At 54.9% G+C, this 20,328-nt stretch carries 19 protein-coding genes; 6 read left to right on the top strand and 13 right to left on the bottom strand.

Annotation, left to right across the window (positions count from 1 at the left end; translation table 11 throughout):
- The first annotated feature begins 132 nt into the window (after nt 1-132).
- Nucleotides 133-1,980 carry a 3'-5' exonuclease gene (locus L379_RS19555; RefSeq protein ID WP_032652470.1) on the top strand — a complete coding sequence of 616 codons (1,848 nt, stop codon included), beginning with the start codon at nt 133-135 and terminating at the stop codon, nt 1,978-1,980.
- A 47-nt stretch (nt 1,981-2,027) separates the two neighbouring features.
- Here L379_RS19555 and L379_RS19560 read toward each other — a convergent pair whose 3' ends face one another.
- Nucleotides 2,028-3,386, bottom strand: coding sequence for an esterase-like activity of phytase family protein (locus tag L379_RS19560; RefSeq protein WP_032652468.1), 1,359 nt, complete (start codon nt 3,384-3,386; stop codon nt 2,028-2,030).
- 411 nt (nt 3,387-3,797) lie between these two features.
- Between L379_RS19560 and L379_RS19565 the strand changes: the two genes are divergently transcribed.
- Complete coding sequence (locus L379_RS19565; RefSeq protein WP_006810254.1) at nt 3,798-4,343, top strand: YfaZ family outer membrane protein; 546 nt, start codon at nt 3,798-3,800, stop codon at nt 4,341-4,343.
- A 181-nt stretch (nt 4,344-4,524) separates the two neighbouring features.
- On the opposite strand, the gene L379_RS19570 is transcribed toward L379_RS19565, so the two are convergent.
- Together L379_RS19570 and L379_RS25555 are read right to left on the bottom strand one after the other, a co-directional pair.
- On the bottom strand, nt 4,525-5,895 hold the full coding sequence (locus tag L379_RS19570; RefSeq protein ID WP_017694568.1) for an NAD-dependent succinate-semialdehyde dehydrogenase: 1,371 nt from the start codon (nt 5,893-5,895) through the stop codon (nt 4,525-4,527).
- 139 nt (nt 5,896-6,034) lie between these two features.
- A complete protein-coding gene (locus L379_RS25555; RefSeq protein ID WP_050597028.1) occupies nt 6,035-6,994 on the bottom strand; it encodes a hypothetical protein in 960 nt (319 codons plus the stop codon).
- A 167-nt stretch (nt 6,995-7,161) separates the two neighbouring features.
- Between L379_RS25555 and L379_RS19575 the strand changes: the two genes are divergently transcribed.
- Nucleotides 7,162-8,433 (top strand): DUF445 domain-containing protein, encoded by a 1,272-nt coding sequence (locus L379_RS19575; protein WP_032652466.1) that lies wholly within the window; start codon nt 7,162-7,164, stop codon nt 8,431-8,433.
- Here the strand turns inward: L379_RS19575 and L379_RS19580 are convergent.
- From L379_RS19580 to L379_RS19605, 6 genes are all read right to left on the bottom strand, one after another.
- The gene (locus tag L379_RS19580) at nt 8,430-9,506 is read right to left on the bottom strand and encodes a DUF2955 domain-containing protein (protein ID WP_015572578.1); all 1,077 of its coding nucleotides are present in this window, start codon (nt 9,504-9,506) and stop codon (nt 8,430-8,432) included. The two genes, L379_RS19575 and L379_RS19580, sit on opposite strands and share 4 nt — an antisense overlap.
- Nucleotides 9,496-10,563, bottom strand: coding sequence for an HlyD family secretion protein (locus tag L379_RS19585; RefSeq protein ID WP_026094404.1), 1,068 nt, complete (start codon nt 10,561-10,563; stop codon nt 9,496-9,498). The genes L379_RS19580 and L379_RS19585 overlap by 11 nt, the downstream gene beginning before the upstream one ends.
- Nucleotides 10,560-11,030 carry a MarR family winged helix-turn-helix transcriptional regulator gene (locus tag L379_RS19590; protein ID WP_015572576.1) on the bottom strand — a complete coding sequence of 157 codons (471 nt, stop codon included), beginning with the start codon at nt 11,028-11,030 and terminating at the stop codon, nt 10,560-10,562. Before L379_RS19590 ends, L379_RS19585 begins: the two co-directional genes overlap by 4 nt.
- Before the next feature lie 149 nt (nt 11,031-11,179).
- Nucleotides 11,180-11,899 carry an ArsR/SmtB family transcription factor gene (locus L379_RS19595; protein ID WP_032652464.1) on the bottom strand — a complete coding sequence of 240 codons (720 nt, stop codon included), beginning with the start codon at nt 11,897-11,899 and terminating at the stop codon, nt 11,180-11,182.
- Nucleotides 11,892-12,215: an antibiotic biosynthesis monooxygenase family protein gene (locus L379_RS19600; RefSeq protein ID WP_032652462.1), complete on the bottom strand. Its 324-nt coding sequence runs from the start codon at nt 12,213-12,215 to the stop codon at nt 11,892-11,894. Before L379_RS19600 ends, L379_RS19595 begins: the two co-directional genes overlap by 8 nt.
- Before the next feature lie 260 nt (nt 12,216-12,475).
- Nucleotides 12,476-12,955, bottom strand: a complete 480-nt coding sequence (locus L379_RS19605) for a carboxymuconolactone decarboxylase family protein (protein ID WP_010427243.1) — start codon at nt 12,953-12,955, stop codon at nt 12,476-12,478.
- A gap of 102 nt (nt 12,956-13,057) precedes the next feature.
- On the opposite strand from L379_RS19605, the gene L379_RS19610 reads away from it, so the two are divergent.
- The gene (locus tag L379_RS19610) at nt 13,058-14,446 is read left to right on the top strand and encodes a MocR-like pyridoxine biosynthesis transcription factor PdxR (RefSeq protein WP_017694575.1); all 1,389 of its coding nucleotides are present in this window, start codon (nt 13,058-13,060) and stop codon (nt 14,444-14,446) included.
- Nucleotides 14,447-14,531: 85 nt separating this feature from the next.
- Here L379_RS19610 and L379_RS19615 read toward each other — a convergent pair whose 3' ends face one another.
- On the bottom strand, nt 14,532-14,693 hold the full coding sequence (locus L379_RS19615; protein ID WP_003863073.1) for a DUF1127 domain-containing protein: 162 nt from the start codon (nt 14,691-14,693) through the stop codon (nt 14,532-14,534).
- A 176-nt stretch (nt 14,694-14,869) separates the two neighbouring features.
- Between L379_RS19615 and L379_RS19620 the strand changes: the two genes are divergently transcribed.
- A complete protein-coding gene (locus L379_RS19620; RefSeq protein WP_026080655.1) occupies nt 14,870-16,285 on the top strand; it encodes an aminotransferase-like domain-containing protein in 1,416 nt (471 codons plus the stop codon).
- A gap of 76 nt (nt 16,286-16,361) precedes the next feature.
- Here L379_RS19620 and foxA read toward each other — a convergent pair whose 3' ends face one another.
- The 3 genes from foxA to L379_RS19635 form a co-directional block, all read right to left on the bottom strand.
- Entirely contained in the window at nt 16,362-18,470 is a 2,109-nt protein-coding gene (gene foxA / locus L379_RS19625) for a ferrioxamine B receptor FoxA (protein WP_103927673.1), read from the bottom strand.
- A gap of 121 nt (nt 18,471-18,591) precedes the next feature.
- Nucleotides 18,592-19,548, bottom strand: a complete 957-nt coding sequence (locus L379_RS19630; protein ID WP_032652458.1) for a helix-turn-helix domain-containing protein — start codon at nt 19,546-19,548, stop codon at nt 18,592-18,594.
- A gap of 135 nt (nt 19,549-19,683) precedes the next feature.
- On the bottom strand, nt 19,684-19,917 hold the full coding sequence (locus L379_RS19635; RefSeq protein ID WP_003863067.1) for a DUF2171 domain-containing protein: 234 nt from the start codon (nt 19,915-19,917) through the stop codon (nt 19,684-19,686).
- A 219-nt stretch (nt 19,918-20,136) separates the two neighbouring features.
- On the opposite strand from L379_RS19635, the gene L379_RS19640 reads away from it, so the two are divergent.
- Nucleotides 20,137-20,322: a hypothetical protein gene (locus L379_RS19640; RefSeq protein ID WP_023295865.1), complete on the top strand. Its 186-nt coding sequence runs from the start codon at nt 20,137-20,139 to the stop codon at nt 20,320-20,322.
- The last annotated feature ends 6 nt before the right edge of the window (nt 20,323-20,328 follow it).

Here is a 20,328-nt window from a genome sequence, read left to right as displayed (position 1 = left end):
CGGGTTTCGCCCTTTCTGTTTGCAATATTGTCTGTTATGTTCTTACCAATAATGAAATCATGCTTTGATTAATATACCTTACAATATTAATTAATTGGATTTGTATAATTTTCATCAATTGGTAGGCGTAATATGGCAATCATTATTCCCACAATTAGCAGCTGTAGCGAGAAAATTACGGCCGGAGAAAAAAGGCTGGCAAGGCTTCTGGAGGGTGGGCTCAGCGAACAGTTTACCTGCTGGTATGATACCCGAATGGGTGACAAAGACGATCATCCTGATTTTGTGATTCTGGCCCCCGATAGAGGGCTGCTGTTTATAGAAGTGAAAGATTGGTTTATCACCAAAATAAAATCAGCTAATAAAACCCATATTAATTATGAAACCAAAAACGGCATAGAGCCGTTGAAGAACCCACTCGAACAGGTTCGACAATATACCTTTCATATCATTAACAGCCTGAAAAAAGATCCTCTGCTTCGCCAGCAACAGGGAGAGCATGAGGGCGGTTTTATTATGCCGTATGGGTATGGTGTTTATTTGAGCAACATCACCCGAGCACAGTTAGAAAAGAATTTTACACCCGAAGAGTTGAATGAGATATTGCCCACCAGCCAGGTAATTTGCAAAGATGAGCTGACCGAGTTTATGACCCGAGAACAAATCTCCGTCCGGCTCGAATCCCTTCTGAGACATCGCTTCGCCCATCATGCTACCCCACAACAACTTGACCGCATTCGGTGGCATCTTTATCCCGATGCACGTATTAACTCATCCGTGACGCGGGTTGATCTGGATAATTTTACGTTCCACACTCCTGATGTGGTATGCATGATGGACAGGAACCAGGAACAACTTGCCAGAAGTATGGGGTCGGGACACCGTGTTATTCATGGCGTGGCAGGCTCTGGCAAAACGCTCATTTTGCACCACCGATGTATTGAGCTTGCTAACAACATTGAAAACACCAAACCGATACTGGTGATTTGTTACAACATTACGTTGGCCAAAAAACTCAAAGCACAACTGGAGCAACACACTCTCCGCCTTCCCGTCGACGTCACCCATTTTCACGCCTGGTGTTATCAACAATTAAACGCGCATCGGCGTCTTCCCCCCAGGAGCAAAAACTTTATTGAACTGATGGAGAATGCGCTAACGGTGGCATTTGAAGAGGGAGTGATCAAACCGGAGCAGTACAGCGCCGTTTTGATCGATGAAGGACACGATTTTAAGCCGGAATGGCTCAGAATTCTCGCTAAGATGCCGGACAATAAAGATAGCTCCCTGCTTTTCCTGTACGACGATGCTCAATCAATTTATCAGAAAAAGAAAGCTCTCGATTTTACCCTGTCCAGCGTCGATATAAAGGCTCAGGGCCGCACAACTATCCTGGATACCAATTATCGTAACACCCGACAAATACTCCATTTTGCCAGCAGCGTAGCATTTAATTATCTCAATAATCACATAGAAGCTTCACTCAAATACCAGCAGCCTGCCGCAGGAGGTCTGTCCGGGAAGTATCCGGCGCTGGCCAGCTTTGATAATCAGGACGAGGAGATTACACGCGTCCTTGATTGGGTCACAGAGCAGCGACAGGAGGGTGTTGCATGGTCGGAAATCGCCATACTGTGCCCCTCAACGTACAGCATTTCAGGTATGCTCGCGCCACGGCTTGAAGCCCGCAAGATCCCATATCAGATGATTGTCTCAAGTGATGATAAAAAGCACTGGTCCCCGCAGAATGATTTCCTCTGCGTCATGCCGCTGCCTAGCAGCAAGGGGCTTGAGTTTAACTCGGTCGCCATTATGGATGCGGCAAAGGAAAGGGACAGCGAAGATCTGAGTGACGATATCAAACGCCTTTACGTCGGTTTTACCCGCGCGCGACAGAATCTTCTGGTGACAATGCACGGAACCGGAAACCTGCGAGATCATCTGGTCGAAACCTGGGAAAGGAGTGCTAAAACGATCTAGCTCTACCTCCCCTCTCCCCCCGCGGGGAGAGGGTAAGTGGCTCAGCCCTAGTTCAACGCCTCCGGCAGCGTCACAATCCACAGCTCGCTGTCGGACTCCGGTTTCTTCAACGGCTTCACGCTGAGGGTGGTTTCAACCGGTTTGTCATCCAGCGTCAGCGCCCCCTGCGCGTTCACCCGATAATCCTTGAGCTTCTTGCCTTCGACTGGCTTCTGCATCGCCACCTTCACGCCAAAGTCATTATCGTTCGCCACTGCCAGCGTTTTGCTGTCAATCAGCGCCAGCCCTTCGGCCTTTTCCTGCTGCCAGCCCAGCGCGCGCAGATCGACCACCTGCGTTTTTTCCGCAAGCGTGATGCCGCGCTGCGCCAGCGTTTTCTCATCATCAAACTCCGGGTATTCGCCCGGCTTGTCGAAGGCCGCCAGATCGCTCGCCTTGCTCAGATCAACCCTGTAGATGAGGTTACGCATTGCGTCATTTTTATCCTCGCCCTGTTCAATCAGCAGGATGGTGTGGTTATCCAGCGCCACTATGTCGCCGATTTTGGCGTCGCTGTTTTTGCTGTAGGCCGCGCTGTCGACAGGGTAGCCATACATCGCGGTTTTCCCGGTCGCCGGATCGAAGCTCACCAGACGCGTAAACAGCGCCTGTTTTTTGCTCTTCCCGTCGATATCCAGCGTGCTTTGCACGGCGGCGATAATGCGTCCGTCCGGCATGCGGGTCAGCCCTTCAAAGCCCCGGTTTGCCTGACGCCATTTGATAACGTTTGGCAGACCGCCCGCGATGGATTTCTCCCCTTCCGTCGCCTGCGGACCGTGGATCGCGAGGATTTTCCCTTTACTGTCGACGTTAATCAGGAACGGGCCATACTCATCGCACAGCCAGTAACCGCCCTTCCCGTCCGGCGTGATGCCTTCCGTATCCAGCCCGCGGTTATCGCCTTTCAGCACTTTTAAGGTGTCGCTTAGCGCGACTTCATTGGTAGATCCAATCACGCCGCTTTGCAGCGGCAGGCCGTTGATCTCGCCTTTATCATCATGCAGCGGTCGCGCGTCCACGGCCTCCGCTTTGCCGTTTAGCACACGGATCGTCATCAGCAGCGGGGCGAAATCCGGGGTAGCAAAGATTTTGGCATCGCTTTTCCCCATTTTTGGCGAATCCGCGTTAGGACCGCGATCGGTCACGGTCGCAAACGTCAGCGCATCGCCCTGCTTGCCCGTGAATAACAAACCCGAACCCATCCCCACCGGGAGCCCGTTCGGGAATGCGCTGGCAAACGCACCGCTGTATTTGACATGCGCGCCTTCGGGAAAGCTGACGACGTAGCGCTCCGCGGTTGGCTGTGCCGCCAGGCCAGAGAAAGAGAGCGCACAACCGATTAGCACAGGAATAATTTTTCTTTTCATATTGTTAGCATCCAGTAAGTGAAGCCAACAACGTAATGAAGAAACGTGTCAGAAAAATGACATGTAATGGCAACGAAGCGGCGCGTACGGACGTATATCAATCACCAGAAATGTAAACCTCTGTCTTTATCTGTGTCAGCTGAAATACTTTTGGAAATTATTAGAAACCCAATTAATTCATGGCGAAGGACTATTTTCGCCTCGTTCATTTTACGTTTAGCCAGGAATGTAAACTGTCCCTAAACGCGAATGTATTGGACATTGACGATTTGCCATATAAACAATTCATCAACATTTACCATTCAAAAACCCAACACAAACAGCATATAAATGCGAGACCTATCACATTTGCAGTCATAAACATCGCTTGTTAAGGTGCCCTCAGATTAATTTAATGACGAGGAAACACTCATGAAAAAACTTAACATCCTGATCCTTTCTGCTCTGACCGCCGTATCGGGCTCCGCACTGGCCATGGGTGGCAGCATTGAGCAGGGTAAAAACTTTACTAACCTCAATCTGGAAATGGGGAAATCCTCATCCGGCCTGTATGCGGAGAGCAACTGGCTGAAAAACACCGATGACGGCACCCAGACCGGCGGCGTTGGGGCAGGCTACAACCTGGAAGTGGGTCCGGTGATGCTGAATGCTGGCGCGAAAGCCATCTACATCGGCCCGAAAAAAGGCGATAACGGCGTGGCATTCCCGATTGGCGGCGGCGTTAACGTTGCGCTTACGGACAGCATTCACGTGTTTGGTGAAGGTTATGTGGCGCCAGACGGCCTGAACAACAGCGTGAAGAACTATGTTGAAGCTAACGGCGGCGTAAGCTGGACGCCAGTCAAACCTGTCACGCTGAAAGTGGGCTATCGCCACGTGAGCGTAGACGGTAAAGACGGTCGTCCAAACCACACGCTGATCGATGGTGCATATGTAGGCGGTGGAGTGTCCTTCTAAGCCTGTTTGCGCGTTTTGCCCGGCGGCGCTACGCTTGCACGGGCCTACAATGAAGGGTGCAATGTATTAAAATTATTGCACATTGATTGTAGGCCGGGTAAGCGCAGCGCCACCCGGCAAGAAAGGCGATGCGACCGTTAATAAAAAACCTGCCGGATGGCAGGTTTTTTTTATTACCGCATTACTTGCGAACGACCACCAGCTTCTGGTTCACAAACTCTTTGATCCCCAGGTCCGACAGCTCGCGTCCGTAACCCGAACGTTTTACGCCGCCGAACGGCAGCTCTGCCGCAGTGTCGGTGAGCCAGTTGATGTATACCATCCCGGTCTCAATGCGCGACGCCATTTTCTTCGCGCGCTCGATGTTCTGGCTGAACACCGCGCCGCCCAGACCGTAGTGGGAATCGTTAGCCAGTGCGACCGCTTCGTCGTCGCTTTTCACCACGTAAACCTGCGCTACCGGACCGAAGAACTCCTCGAAGTACGCCGGGTTATCACGCGAGATATGCGTCAGGATGGTCGGCTCAAAGAAGCTTCCGTCACGCTGAACCGGCTTGCCGCCATGGTGCAGCTTCGCGCCATTTTTCACCGCCTCGTTAACCTGTTTAGTTAGCGTCTCCAGCGCGTCTTTGGATGACAAAGGCCCCAGCGTGGTGCTTTCGTCCAGCGGATCGCCAATTTTCACCTGCTTAAACGCCTCGGTGAATTTGCTCAGGAAGGCGTCTGCAATCTTTTCATGCAGGATAAAGCGCTTCGCCGCGGTACAGACCTGCCCGGCATTGTTCAGCCGCGCGTTAACGCCGATCTTCACGGCTTTATCCAGGTCGGCATCGTCCAGCACCACGAACACGTCGTTCCCGCCCAGTTCCAGGGTCGATTTTTTGAGGTGCTTCGCAGCCTGTGCCGCAACCACGCTACCCGCTTTTTCTGAACCGGTCAGCGCCGCCCCCTGTACGCGATCGTCGGCGATGATGTTCGCCACCTGTTCGGACGAGATAAACAGGTTGGTCCACGCCCCTTCCGGCGCGCCCGCTTCACGTACCAGCTGTGCAAAGGTCTCTGCACAGTGCGGCACGATGCTGGCGTGCTTGGCGATCACCGGGTTGCCCGCTGCCAGGTTTGGCGCCAGAACGCGCATCAGCTGATAGTACGGGAAGTTCCATGGCTCGACGGCCATCAGCACGCCGATGGGGTGATGTTCAACCCATGCTTCCCCGAGTTCAGAGTCATACTTCACCGGGGCCAGGAACTGCTTCGCGTTGTCCGCATAGTAGCGGGCGATTTGCGCGCACAGCTTCACTTCGCCGCGGCTTTGTTCGATGAGCTTACCCATCTCCTGACTGGCGATTTTCGCCAGATCCTCCACGCGTTCGTCGATCAGGTCCGCCAGCTTATGCAGCACCGGCAGGCGCTGGCTTATGTCGCCTTTCGCCCAGTCGGAGTGATAGAGCGCATCGGCTGCCTTCAGCGCCGCTTCAACGTCTGCGTCAGTGTGAGAGGGATATTCTTTGATGAGCTGGTTCGTGGCAGGATTTACTGTCTGGTAAGCCATATCGAATCTCCTTGTTTTACCGCTTAGGGTATTAAGGGTAGTCAATCTGACTGGCTTTGAAGGTAAAGTTGGGTATATACGGAGGGTTCTTATACGTTTTCCCCCTTTCGTTTACGGACAGGGGGAACTGTGATTTTAATTATTTCACCCAATGAGGGATATTTTCTGTCGATACATTTTTTACAGTATATCCTTTCCCCTCTTGCGAGTTTTTAACACAAGTTATCTCATCGAACCCCCACTTTCCGTTACGATTGAAAAAGTAAGCTGTGTACTTATCAGTATTATAACCGAAATATCTCTCATTAGGGCGTGATATTTTTTCATTCTCACATGTAAAATCACTCCGCCATTCACTGCCAGTAGAATATTTTAAAACATAATATGCTACTACATCCGGCCTGCTTGAGACAAATAATACAATTAAACTCGTTAGCATTAAAGCGCCCAAAATAGTAAAAAGCCTATATCCTTTTGCATGATCAGCAGTCACGATGAATATTACGTAAGTAGTCAACTGTAATATAAAAAATATCAATACAAAAAATGAACTGAGCTTCCATGTAAACTCCAACCATGGACTGGATGATAAATCCATATTACTCAACTGAAGAAATAAACTTGCCGAGAACGCACTAGATGCAACATAACAAATTGATATAAATGAAAATAACATAACCCGTATATTTTTTACTTTCTCATGGCCATTTTTCTCGAGAACAAAGATTGTTAAAACGCTGCTAATAACAATAAAAATGGAGAACATCACTAACAGTACTTTTGCAAGAAAACCAAACTGTATATTTATTGCAAAAGGAAAAAGAAGAAACGCCCCCCAAGCAAGGAGCGACGCCCATCCGGCCAATTTATTTACAACACCGCCACTTTCGAACCGAATAAAATGAATAATAATTTCCCGGGCTCGCTGCCTTTTTAAATACAGTATTACTAAAAGGCCAATAAATAATGCATATGACAAATAAACTCGAACTGGATCTTTTATTTTCAGCAAAACAAAACAACCTACAAAGAAAAGTAACAAATATAAATCCAAGGATTTATTTTTTATTTCATTTATAAAACGATACAGTAAATTCATTTTATATACCCCAGAAAGTAGATTATTATTAGCTATGAAAAACGAATACTCCGAACCAGAAAGAGAATGCAACAAATCTTCTGATCTGTCAGTTAAAAGAGGAATTTTAATTCTTCACCAGATAGCACATTTTGCATTTTACCTCCATCACCCTCTATCCTTAACCCATGGAAAAACATACCGAACTCAAACGCGCCAAGCTTCTCGCGCTGTCGCTGCTGCTGATTGCCGTCGCAGCGTTTATCACCACTCTGTTCCTGCCGCAAACCTTCTGGGTGCGCGGCGTAAAGGCCATTGCCGAAGCGGCGATGGTCGGCGCGCTGGCGGACTGGTTTGCCGTTGTCGCGCTGTTCCGCCGGGTGCCAATTCCCTATATCTCGCGCCATACGGCGATTATCCCGCGCAATAAAGACCGCATCGGCGACAATCTCGGCCAGTTCGTGCAGGAAAAGTTTCTCGATACGCAATCTCTTGTCGATCTTATCCGTCGCTACGAGCCCGCACAGATGATTGGGACCTGGTTCAGCCAGCCCGATAACGCCCGGCGCGTGGGGCAGCATCTGGTGCAGGTGATGAGCGGTTTTCTGGAACTTACCGACGATGGGCGCATCCAGCGCCTGCTCAAACGCGCCGTCCACAAGGCTATCGATAAGGTCGATCTAACCGAGACCAGCGCCGTCATGCTGGAAAGCATGACCAAAAACAACCGTCACCAGGTGCTGCTGGACGCCATCATCAACCGCCTGATTACCCTGATTCAGCGGGAAAGCACGCGGGAATTTATTGCCGACCAAATCGTCCACTGGCTTAAGACCGAGCATCCGCGCAAGGCGATGGTGCTGCCCACCGAGTGGCTGGGCGATCAAAGCGCGGAGATGGTGTCGAACGCGGTGAACACGCTGCTGGACGATATCAGCCACGACCGCACGCACCAGATCCGTCAGGCGTTTGACCGCGCCACGATCAAGTTCATCGACAATCTGAAAAACGATCCGGAGACGACGGCGAAAGCCGAGAATATCAAACACTACCTGAAGAATGACGAAGCCTTTAACCGCTATCTGGGGGAAATGTGGGCTGACCTGCGCCAGTGGCTGAAAAATGACATGCAGAGCGATGATTCCCGCGTGAAGCAGCGTATCGCCAACGCCGGGCTGTGGTTTGGCGAAACGCTGACCAACGACGCCAGCCTGCGGGCGTCGCTGAATGAGCATCTGGAGCATGCCGCGCACCGCGTGGCGCCGGATTTCGCCGCGTTCCTGACGCGCCATATCAGCGACACGGTGAAAAGCTGGGATGCCAAAGACATGTCACGCCAGATAGAACTCAATATCGGTAAAGATCTTCAGTTCATTCGCGTTAACGGTACCCTGGTGGGCGGAACAATTGGCCTGATCCTGTTTCTGCTCTCGCAACTGCCCGCCGTGCTGGGGCATTAATCTGCTTTTGGCGGCGCGATAACGTAGCGCGTCGCCTCGAAGCGGTTCAGGATCAGGTGCACCAGAAAGACCATCGTCAGCGTGACCACCAGCGCGAAGGTGACGGAGGTGATGCGGTACAGATCGCTGAACACCAGGTCGCTGTCCGGATGCATGTTCTGCCCGAACATAATGCCGATGGTGGTGATACTGGCGAAGCCTACCCCGGCGCCGACCTTCTCCATTACGTGCAGACGCGCGCCAAACGCCAGTCCAAGGCCAATCAGCGGCATCATCAGCAGCATATGGCTGCTGTGATCGTAGAGGATAAGCTGGACGACAAGGATATAAAGACACCCCAGCACCACGCCGACTACGCGCCAGATGGAGCTGATAACCGATCCGCGATAGTGCATCGGGAACAGGATCAGAATGCCCGCCATCAGCGCCGAAAGCGAATCGCTTAAGTCGCTCATCTGGAACACCACGAAAATCAGCGTCGCCACGGTGCCCGAGAGCAGAGACTCGTGGCGCACGCGGGCGTCATCTTTCTCGATCAGCGGCGGCGGCTTACGCGGCTCCACGTCCGGCAGCAGGTAGTTCATCAGCGCGCTCAGGCACACCGCCATTACGCTCGCTTCGATGTTAGAGAATAAAAGCGTGTGCCAGTTGGTGGTGGGGTAGCTCATAAAGTTGAGCATCACGCTCTGGCAAACCACGCCCATCGAGCCGAACAGGAACAGCGGCCCCTTACTCATAAAGCGAAAACGCATCACGTACAGGGCAAACACCACCAGCGTCATAATGACCGGCCACTGGGACAGATAGCCGATGATAAACACCATTTCGATGCAGTTCAGCGAGGCGCTGAAGATAAACTGCTTCGCCACGTGGCGGTTAAACACCGGCACCAGCGAGAGCAGCATGATCGGATAGACCACAAAAAACACGCCGTAGCTGGTGTTGTAGAAACTCGAAATACTGAGCGCAATCATCCCGGCAAAGACGATACGCAGGGTCTGGCGAAAGTCGTTTGCCGTATAGACGATGTTGCCGTGCGGGGTAAATACCCGCGCCAGGGTGCTAATAGACATAGTGAAGCAGGCTCACCAGATGGATTTGCATCCCGGAGAAGAATCGCGCAAACGGCCCTTCGCTATTGTAGAGCTGCACGGTGGCGCGCGCGCCGGTCGGCAGCGACTTCGGTAAGGCTTCGTCCAGCGCCACGTGAATGCGCATACGCTGGGCATCACGCACCCAGCGGTTGGAGGTTTCCGGTTCAGAAAGTTGACCGTTTACGGCCTCCTGTCCGGCGAGGATCCCCGCGTCGCTGCTGGTGACGTGGGCACGGAAAACTTGCCCCGGGAAGGCGTCAAACACCACGGCGGCGTCGGTCCCCTGGTGGGTATGCCGCAGGCTCTTCTCGCGGAAATCCGCCACGATATCGATCCGGGTGTTCACCAGCGCCAGCGCAGCCGAACCGGACGAGGCGTAAAAACCGGGGCTTAATTGCAGGTTACTGACCGTGCCGTCCGCCTCGGCGTAGACCTTCGTCCAGCCAAGATTCAGCTCCGCTTCATCCAGCGCGTTACGGTATTTTTGCAGCGTCACGTTGCGGTGCTCATCCCGCTCGCCGCGCTGAATGCGCAGGTTATGAATATTCGCCTGAATCGAGCTGACGGACTGCTCGCTGCTCTGCCAGGTGGTACGGACCTTATCCAGATCCGCCTGCGACACGTTCTGCAAGGTGCTCAGTTTCTGGTAGCGGTCGAAGGTCACTTTGTCGTTACGCGCCGTCAGCACCGCGGTTTTCAGGCTGGCCTGCGCCGCGGCAATCTGCGCGTCCAGCTGATCGTTAGACAGACGCGCCTGTTCCAGCGCAATCTGCGCCGCTTCGACCTTATTGCGAAACGGCGTGGCGTCGAGCTCAAACAGCAGATCGCCTCTCTTAACCTGGCTATTGTTGTGGACATGTACCGCCGCCACATACCCGGAGACGCGGGCAGACACCGGGGTCACCACGCGCATCACGGTGGAGTCCGGCGTCAGCGGGATCCAGATATCCGCGACGATAAAGTAGACAAACATCAGCAGGAAAGAGGCAATACTCACCCTTACCCAGCGGGCAAACTTTTGTTCAGGAGTCATTATTTTTCGGTCTTATTATCTTCTTCGCGGATTGTCCGCAAATTGCAGGCGATTTGATTGAGTGTGGCGCTGAAAATATCGAGATGTTCCGGCGCGATGTTTTGCGATACGCGCGCCTGATACGTCTCAATCACCTGAGAGAGCCTTTCAAGAATGGCTTTTCCCTCAGGCGTCAGCGTCAGCAGCCGGATACGCTTGTCATACGGCGAGACGGTGCGCAGCAGGTAGCCCTGCTTTTCCAGCTGTGTCAGCGTACGCATTAGCGGAGGCAGTTCAATCCCCTGCACTTCCGCCAGCTCGCTGACCGAGACGTTATCCCCGAGTTGATGAAGCTGCATCATCACCGTCCAGCTCGACTGGGTTAACCCGGTGTCGAGGATGGCGTCGTCGATGACTGCGCGCCACTGACGCACGATCATCGCCATCCGCATGCCCATCGGCCTGCGGCTAAACAGATCTTCTTCACTCATGGGGAATCCTCTCGTAGTACGCCATTACGATAATAGTTATCAGGGTAAGTATCAAGAAACGAGAAGTTAAAGCGCAGGAATTGCGAAACGATGTTCTCCCTCTCCCTGTGGGAGAGGGTCGGGGTGAGGGCATCAGCCCGCAGCGGCGTTTAGCGGCTAAAATGCTTCCTGACGGCACTTTTCCCCGAAGCCGTCACCACCACCTCCCTGTACCCCGCCACCCGCTGGATCCAGCCTTTGCTTTCCATGTGGATGAGCAGCGCCGCGCCGGCCTCTCCCCCCAGATGAAACCGCCGCTCGCTCCAGTCCAGGCAGGCGCAGCACGCCTTCCGACGCGGATGAGCGCTTAACGGAATACCGAGCGCCAGGAACTGCTCCCGACCATACAGGGTCAATGCGGAACTGTCAGCCTCCAGCCAGCCTTCCGCCTGCATGAAATCATAGATCTGCACCGCCACCGCGCCTGCGAGATGGTCGTAACAGGTCCGGGCTTCACGCATGGCTTTCGGCGCAGTAGTTTCCGGCGGGGTAATGCGGCTCCACGAAAGCCCCATCATCTGTTCCACCAGCGCCGCCACGTCGTGCCCGGCAAGACGATAATAACGATGCCGCCCTTGCGACAGGCAGGTAATTAGCTGCCCTTCAACCAGCCGGGCAAGATGCCCGCTGGCGGTCGACGGCGCAACGTCTGCCGCCGCACTCAGTTCGGTGGCCGTCCACGCCCGCCCGTCCATTAGCGCACAGAGCATCTTCACGCGCGACGGATCGGCCATTGCCGACGCTACTGCCGCCATGGCCTGTTCCAGCGCCGCCGCAATTTCACCCTGCTCGCCGGGCCTGTTGTCGAAAATCACATGAACGTCATACATCCGCGTGCCCTCCCGTTTCGGAGCTGTACTCCCGCATCAGCTGCGCCACGCGAATACGGTAGAAAGAAAAAATCGACGCCCGTCCTTCGGCCTGCGCCGCCTGATGGAAGACATTCTGCTTCCAGCGGCGGACGGCCTCTTCATCCCGCCACCAGGAAAGGGACAGGATTTTGCCGTCGGTCGTCAGGCTCTGGAACCGTTCGATATCAATAAAGCCGTCGATGTCGGCCAGCAAAGGCTTAAGCTCTGCGGCAAGTTGAAGATAGCGCGCCTGATGCGCCGGTGCAGCTTTAGCTTCGAAAAGGACTGCGATCATGAAGGGCTCTCCGTTGTGATGATATGGAGAGAATGCAGAATGGAGAGATACAATGCTTCGGTAAGGAGCGAAGCGTTGTGCCGGATGGCGCTGCGCTTATCCGGCCTACGGTGTTTTGTAGGCCCGGTAAGCGTAGCGCCACCGGGCAGGGTTTAACCCACAATCGACCTCGGCTCCATAAACGCCCGAATCCCCCACTCGCCATCGTCACGTCCCGCCAGGCTTACGGGTGCTGGTGGCGATAATCCGCGAGCGCGGGATTACTCCAGGTTAGCCTTGTTCAGCCCATATGCCGCATCCAGCGAGCCCGGCTCCATGCGGGAGGTAATGCCCAGGCGGTTCCAGGCGTTGATCGCTACGATGGCGAAGTTCAGCTCTGAAATTTCCACGTCCGAGAAATGCTCCGCCACGCTGCGGTACAGCGCGTCGCTCACGCCGTGAACGCCAATCTGGGTCAGCGCTTCGGTGAAGGCCAGCGCGGCTTTCTCGCGGGCGCTGAACAGCGGCGACTCCCGCCATGCCGCCAGATGGTACAGGCGCAGCTCGCGCTCGCCGGCAATTTTGGCCTCTTTCGAATGCATATCCAGGCAGAAGGTACAGCCGTTCAGCTGCGAGACGCGAATGTCGATCAGGTGCTTCAGCGCCGGATCAATGGAGGTTTTCGCCACTTCCATGCTCAGGGCGGAAAGCGCGTTGGCGAGTGCAGGTGTGGCTTTGTGGTGGTTTACGCGGGTGCTCATTGTCTTTCCTCTTTTTTGTGCGGTTTTTATCATGCGATAAGGCAAATCTACGCCGTTAATGACATAGTAAAAAGACACAAAAAACCTGAAATGAGGTAGGACATGAAGCCAGGCTATCACGACATTTATACCCGCTATCGCGATAACATCACGCGCGGCGTACTGAAGCCCGGCGACAAAGTGCCTGCCATCCGCGTGCTGGCTGAAGAGCTGAAGGTGGCGCGAAAAACCGTTGAAACAGCCTATGCCATTCTGACGGGGGAAGGATATCTGGTAAGCCAGGGCGCGCGCGGCACGCGGGTGAATCCGGATCTTCTGCTGCCCGCGCAAAACGCTCCGGCAGAACAAGCGACCGGCACGCTGCCGGCGTCGTTGATTAGCCAGCGCGAACGGGCCGGTTTTCTGCGCCCCGGCATTCCCGCGCTCGACAGCTTCCCCTATAAAAAATGGCTGCTGCTGGCAGGCCAGGCGACGCGCGCCATGCGTCAGGATGAAATGCTCAACCCGCCGGTGCTGGGCTGGTATCCCCTGCGCGAGGCAATTGCCCGCTATCTCAATATCTCGCGCGGGTTGTCCTGCACCGCAGAACAGGTGCTGATCACCAGCGGCTACAGCGGCAGCCTGCGCCTGATCCTCGACACGCTCGCCAGCCGCAGCGATAAGGTGGTATTTGAGGATCCGGGCTACTTTATGGGCCAGCAGTTGCTCAAGCGCATTGTGCCCCGCCTGCACACCGTGCCGGTCGATCGCGCAGGGATGGATACGGACTACCTGCTGCGTAATCACCACGATGCCCGCTTCGCCATCGTTACCCCGTCGCACCAGAGCCCGCTGGCGGTGACGCTCTCCCTGCCGCGCAAGCAGCAGCTGCTCGACTGGGCGTCACAAAACGAGGCGTGGATTATCGAAGATGACTATGACGGCGAATTTCACTACACCCGCAAAGTGCTGCCGTCGTTGAAAAGCCTCGACCAGCATGACAGGGTGATCTTTATGGGCACCTTCAGCAAAACCATCATGCCTTCACTGCGCATGGGCTACGTGGTGATGCCCGCCAGCACCGTCGGCGCGTTTACCGACAGCGCGGACATCCTCACCAGCGGCCAGCCGGTCCTGACGCAAAAGATCCTCACAGCCTTTCTCAACGAGGGGCATTTTTTCCGTCATCTGAAAAAGATGCGCGCGCTCTATCAAACCCGCCGCGACTGGATGATTGCCGCCCTGCGTGAGGTCTATGGTGATCTGTTCTTCACCGAGCAAAACGACGGTGGAATGCATATTGTCGCGTTCCTCGCAAAGGGAAGCGCTGACCGGGAGATCGCCCGCTGCTGGCAGGAACAGCAATTGCAGGTCAATGCGCTTTCGGCGTGGTATCGCGGGTCGGGCAAACGCTACGGGCTGGTGATGGGCTATAACAACGTGCGGTCATATCAGGAGGCGGTTGAGCTGCTGGAAAGGCCGAAACGGCAGACGCTTGCGCTGTTGAGCTGAAAACCGCCGGGTGGCGGCTGCGCCTTACCCGGCCAACGGTCTCCTGTAGGCCCGGTAAGCGTAGCGCCACCGGGCAACCCTATGCTCACACATCATATCGCGATAACCCGACGTCCTTGAGCTGCTCGTCGCTCATCTGGCTCAGAATACGGCGGGTACGGTTGATGCGATACCAGTTACGCAGCGTTTTCGCTACCCAGACAAACGCGATAAACGGACGTTTTGAACGATTCTCGTAGAATTCCATGATGCTCTCCTCGCTGTGCCAGTGGAGTTATCATCATGGAAAACGGCCAGTACAATACAGATTCAAAAACTGCTTTTGTTTACCATACAGATCCGCTAAAACGGTATCTGCATGGTGGTTTACCCATCAATCTGTACTGGTTTAATGCTCTGTATGGTGAAAAAAAAGGATACAGCATGACGCGCTATCAACATCTGGCCAACCTCCTGGCGGAACGTATCGAACAAGGGCTGTATCGCAGCGGTGAACGTCTGCCGTCGGTACGCACGCTGAGCCAGGAGCACGGCGTGAGCATCAGCACCATACAGCAGGCCTACCAGATCCTCGAAAACCGCCAGCTGATTACGCCTCAGCCGCGCTCCGGCTATTTTGTCTCGAAACGCAAAGCCCAGCCGCCCGTCCCGGCGATGACGCGCCCGGTGCAGCGCCCCGTGGACGTCACCCAGTGGGACGAAGTGATGATGCTGCTGGACGCCCGCGCCGACAAAGAGATGATCTCCTTTGGCGGCGGCTCACCGGACATTAACCAACCGAGCCTGAAGCCGCTGTGGCGTGAGATGAGCCGCATTGCGCAGCATAATCCGGGCGAAATGCTGAGCTATGACGTGCTCGACGGGCGCCTGGAGCTACGCGAGCAAATCGCCCGTCTGATGCTGGATGGCGGCTCCACCGTGGCGGCAAACGAGATTGTCATCACCAACGGCTGCCACGGCGCGCTGTCGATCGCTCTGCTCTCGGTGTGCAAGCCGGGTGACATCGTGGCAGTCGAGTCACCATCGTTTCACGGCACCATGCAGATGCTGCGCGGCTTTGACATCAAGGCCATTGAAATTCCCACCGATCCCGAGACCGGGATCAGCATCGAGGCGTTAGAGCTGGCGCTGGAGCAATGGCCGATCAAGGCGGTGATCCTGGTGCCGAACTGCAATAACCCGCTCGGGTTTATCATGCCGGAGTCTCGCAAGAAGCAGGTCTTAGCCCTGGCACAGCGGCACGATATCGTGATTGTTGAGGATGACATTTACGGCGAGCTGGCGGCGGAGTACCCGCGTCCGCGCACCATTCATTCTATGGACATAGATGGCCGCGTGCTCTTATGCAGCTCGTTTACCAAAACCGTGGCGCCGGGCCTGCGCGTCGGCTGGATCGTGCCGGGGCGCTATTACGACCGGGTGATGCACATGAAGTACGCCGCGGGCGGGTTTAACGTGCCGGGCACGCAGATGGCGGTGGCGGCGTTTATTCGCGACGGCCATTACCATCGCCACGTGCGCCGTATGCGTCAGATTTATCAGCAGAATATGGAAACCTATACCTGCTGGGTGCGGCAGTATTTTCCGGCAGAGATATGCGTCACCCGCCCGCAAGGAAGCTTCCTGCTGTGGGTTGAGCTGCCGGAGACGGTCGATATGGTGTGCGTCAGCAAGCAGCTGTGCCGTCTGAAGATCCAGGCTGCGGCCGGGTCGCTGTTTTCTGCCTCCGGGAAGTACCGCAACTGCCTGCGGATCAACGTGGCGTTGCCGCCGACGGAGAAGAACCGCGAAGCGCTGAGGAAGATGGGCGAGGCAATTGTGATTGCGATGGAGGAGTAGTGCGGCCGGTTGCCCTCACCCCAACCCTCTCCCAAAGGGAGAGGGTGGAAACCGCCACCGGGCAATGGTCAACGACTCAGAACTTCCACGAAACGCTGCCAACAATGCTGCGTTCTGCACCGAAGTAGCAGTAAGAGAGCGAGTTACACGCCGCGACGTAGCTTTTGTCCGTCAGGTTATTGACGTTCAACTGCGCGCTCACGCCCGTGAGCCCCACTTTCGACAGGTCATACCCCACGGTCATATCCACCAGCGTGTACGACGGAAGCGTATGGGTGTTCTGGCGATCGCTGGCGATCCCGTTGACATAGCGCACGCCGGAGCCGACGGTCAGGCCGTCCAGAGGGCCGGTTTTGACGTCGTAACTCAGCCAGGCGCTGGCCATGTTACGCGGGGCATAAACGGCGCGCTTGCCCTCCTCTTCCGGGCTGCTCTTCTTGTAGCGAATATCCGTGTAGGTGTACGCGGCCTGCATACGCAGGCTGTCGGTCAGCTGACCAATCGCCTCCAGTTCAACGCCTTCGGATTCGATTTCACCGATGGAACGGTACGGATCGGTCGGCTCCTCTTTAGTGGCAATGTTCTTCTGGTTAATGCGGAACACCGAGGCGCTGAACTGGCTGTTCATCCCCTCCGGCTCATACTTCACACCCGCCTCCCACTGCTTGCCCTTCATCGGATCCAAAATGTTGCCCTGCTCGTCGGCAAAGCTGGTCGGCGTAAAGGCGGTAGAGTAGCTGACGTACGGCGCGACGCCGTTATCAAACAGATACAGCAGCGCCGCGCGGCTGCTGAAGTTATTTTTATCCAGATCGCTGCGGGTGTGGTTGAAGTTGTCGACGTTCGACACGCTCACCTGGTCGTAACGCCCGCCCAGCGTGAGGCGCCAGCGGTCAATGGACATCTGATCCTGTAGGTAGTAGCCGGTCTGGCGCAGCTTGTGTTTTTCCCTGCTGTACTGGGTGATGTAGTCCGGCTTCGCGCCGTAAACAGGATGGAAAGCGTCAATCGGCGGGAAGCCGCCGTAGTAGCCGGTGACGTTGTTGGTGCGGTCCTGGTAGTCCATGCCGATCAGCACGCGGTGGTTTACCGCCCCGGTATCGAAGCTGCCGTCGACCTGGTTATCCAGGGTGATGGCGTTCATCTTCTCGTCGGAGCCGGAATAGCCGCGGTTCAGCTCGGTGTCATTCAGCCAGCCTGCGGCATACACCTGGTTCAGCTCGACTTTGGTGTGCAGGTAGCGCAGCTTCTGGCGCACGGACCAGCCGCTGTCAAACAGGTGCTCAATGTTATAGCCGACCATGTTTTCCCGACGATCGTACTTGTCGTAATCGTCCTCGCCCTCGAAGAAGGTGTTGGAGATTTTCTTACCGCTGTGCGGTACAACGGTGCCCTCATATGGCAGGCCGGAGTGGCTGCCGCCTTCCGGATCGCGGTGCAGGTAGGCCATCAGATCCAGACGGGTGTTGTCGGTGATACGCCAGGTCAGGCTCGGCATCAGGGCGTAACGCTCTTCCTTCAGCGGATCGAACTGGGAATCGGCATAGCGGGTCATCCCGCTGAGGCGCACCGCCACGCGGTCGTTATCATCAACCGGGCCAGTGACGTCGAACATCGCCCCACGCTGGTTATTGTTACCGGCGAAGAGCTTGATCTCCCCGCCAGGATCGAACGATGGCTTACGGGAGGTGAGCGCCACAATCCCGCCCGGCGATGAGCGACCATAGAGCACGGAGGCCGGACCGCGCACGACTTCGATACTGTCCAGGAACCACGGGTCAACCACCAGCGAGCTGTGGGAGTTGGTGTCGCCCATCATCTTCAGGCCGTCGAGGTAGACGTTATCCAGGCTGCCGTCCGAGAAGCCGCGCAGCACCATGTAGTCAAAGCGGTTTGACGCCCCGATCTGGTTGCTGTAGACCCCCGGCGTGTAGCTCACGGCCTGACGCACGCTGGTTGCGCCCTGCTCTTCGAACTGCTCGCGAGTGACGATAGAGACCGACTGCGGGGTTTCAATATCCGGTGTTTCAAGCTTGGTGGCCGCAGACTGCATCTGCGAGGTCACCACCACGGTGTCAGTTTTTTGGGCATCCTGCGCCAGTAAAGGAAAAGCAACGCTACCGGTAACCCATCCCACCAGCAGTGCCAGACGCGATTTAGCAAACATAACCCTCTCCAGAGATATTTCTTATTGTTAATAAGAATTATTACCTTTTTGAGAGTGCAAACGGCTATGCGTGCCGCCAGGTTACGTATGCGCGATGCTAAACCACACGGAATGCATTCGCGCGACAGGAGAAATTACGTTAGCGGAGTTTGCGCACGTCCCCCGGTGAAATCCCGTAATGACGACGAAACGCGGTGGCAAAGTTGGTGGCATGCTGATACCCGCACATCCAAGCCGCCTGCTGCACGCTGTGGCCTTCCAGCAGATAGCGGCGCGCCAGCGCAAGGCGACAGTCGCGAAGGTAATCGAAAAGCGTGCAGCCGTAGCGCTGACGGAACTTGCTGCGCAGGCTGCTTGGGCTCATTGCGGCAAGGGCTGCCAGCTGCGCGAGAGTATGATCCCGTTCAGGAGACTGTTCCAGCAGGCTCCGCACGCGTTCAAGACGCGCATGCTCAGGCCGGCGCGGGCAAGGCTGCTGGCGCTGGTTGAGGCCATGGCCGAGCAGCTGATACATCAGCCCCTCCAGCAACAGCTTGCGTGAGAGCACGCTTCCCCCCTGCCGCTGCACATGCAGAATACCTGACATCACAAACTCGGGAACCTGCCAGACAAACGCGGGTGCATTCAGGCTTTGCCATTCCAGAAGCAATGACTCAAGCAGGGCTTCACGTCCGGCATCGTGCGGGTAGACGCCAAACGAGAGCGTTTTCAGCGTGCTGTCGGCATCGTGACGCGCGCTCATCACCTGATCTTCACTCAGACGTGAGCTGAACGCCATGCCCGGGCGGACGGGATAATTGATACCATTGAGCGTGAGCGTCACGCACCCTTCCAGCACCACCAGCATATAGAGCGGGCTGCTGTGGCGAGAGGTGGTTTCATAGGGCTGTAATACACGTACGTCGGAGTGGGTCAGCGAAATGCCGGACGAGAGCATCATCTCTTCAACATTCCCCTGCAACACGGGGCTACCGCTGACCTGCGCCTCTTTTAACTGGGGGAAACGGTAGTCGATGCCGTAGCGCTCGCCGAATACCTGAAAATCTTCAACAAAAAATATGCGTTTCGCTGATCTATTTTCACTCTGGAGCATCATTCGGGGCCTGCATCGGGGAAAGGACAGGCAAAACAGTATCATCCATTTGTAATGGCAGCAATCACCGGGCGCAGACACTATTACGCTCCGGACGAAGCCGGAGCGAAGGCATATATTTCCTTGCGAGAAATATATTTATGCTTCCTGCCACTCAGCAAAAACCTCTTTATGGTTTTTGGTCAGGACAACTTTATTATCTTCGACCTTATCAACCCAGCCGAGAGGAATAAAGTGGTGTTTGCCGCCCGATTCCGGATCGCTCTTCGCAAGCTTGATACGCTCACCATCAAGATGGTCCACAACCCCGACGTGCGTTCCGCAGCTGGCGACAACCTGAGTGTGATCCTTAATTGCGCTTTTATCTACCATAATTATTCTCCTGTTTCGGTTATTTGCCTGTTGCACGAAATTAACTGTAGCGCATAAATTCAGGCTTAAACGTCCTGTTAGCATTTTGAAACATCATTGACAGAGCTGAATATTAAGTCTACTTAATGCCGAAATGGAAAAATAAGAATGAGATGAATTATTACCGACTGATTATTTCCCGTTCATAATTAGATTATCGCAACCAACGAGGAGGTATTTATGACGATTCGCAATAATCGGGCAGAAATTTCACTGGCTCTTGGTGAAGCGGTTTTAGACATCGTGCAAAAAGGCCATGAAGTATCGCGAGAAAATCTCGCCCAGGCGATGAAAATCAAAGCGGAGAAAGAGCGCGACGATGAGCGGCTTCTTAACTACTGGAAGGCCTGTAATATGCTGGTCTGAACCTGG

This window comes from Enterobacter sp. MGH 33 (genome assembly GCF_000534535.1).
GTDB classification, from domain to species: Bacteria; Pseudomonadota; Gammaproteobacteria; order Enterobacterales; family Enterobacteriaceae; genus Enterobacter; species Enterobacter hormaechei_C.
This window is presented reverse-complemented; position numbering and strand designations above follow the sequence as displayed.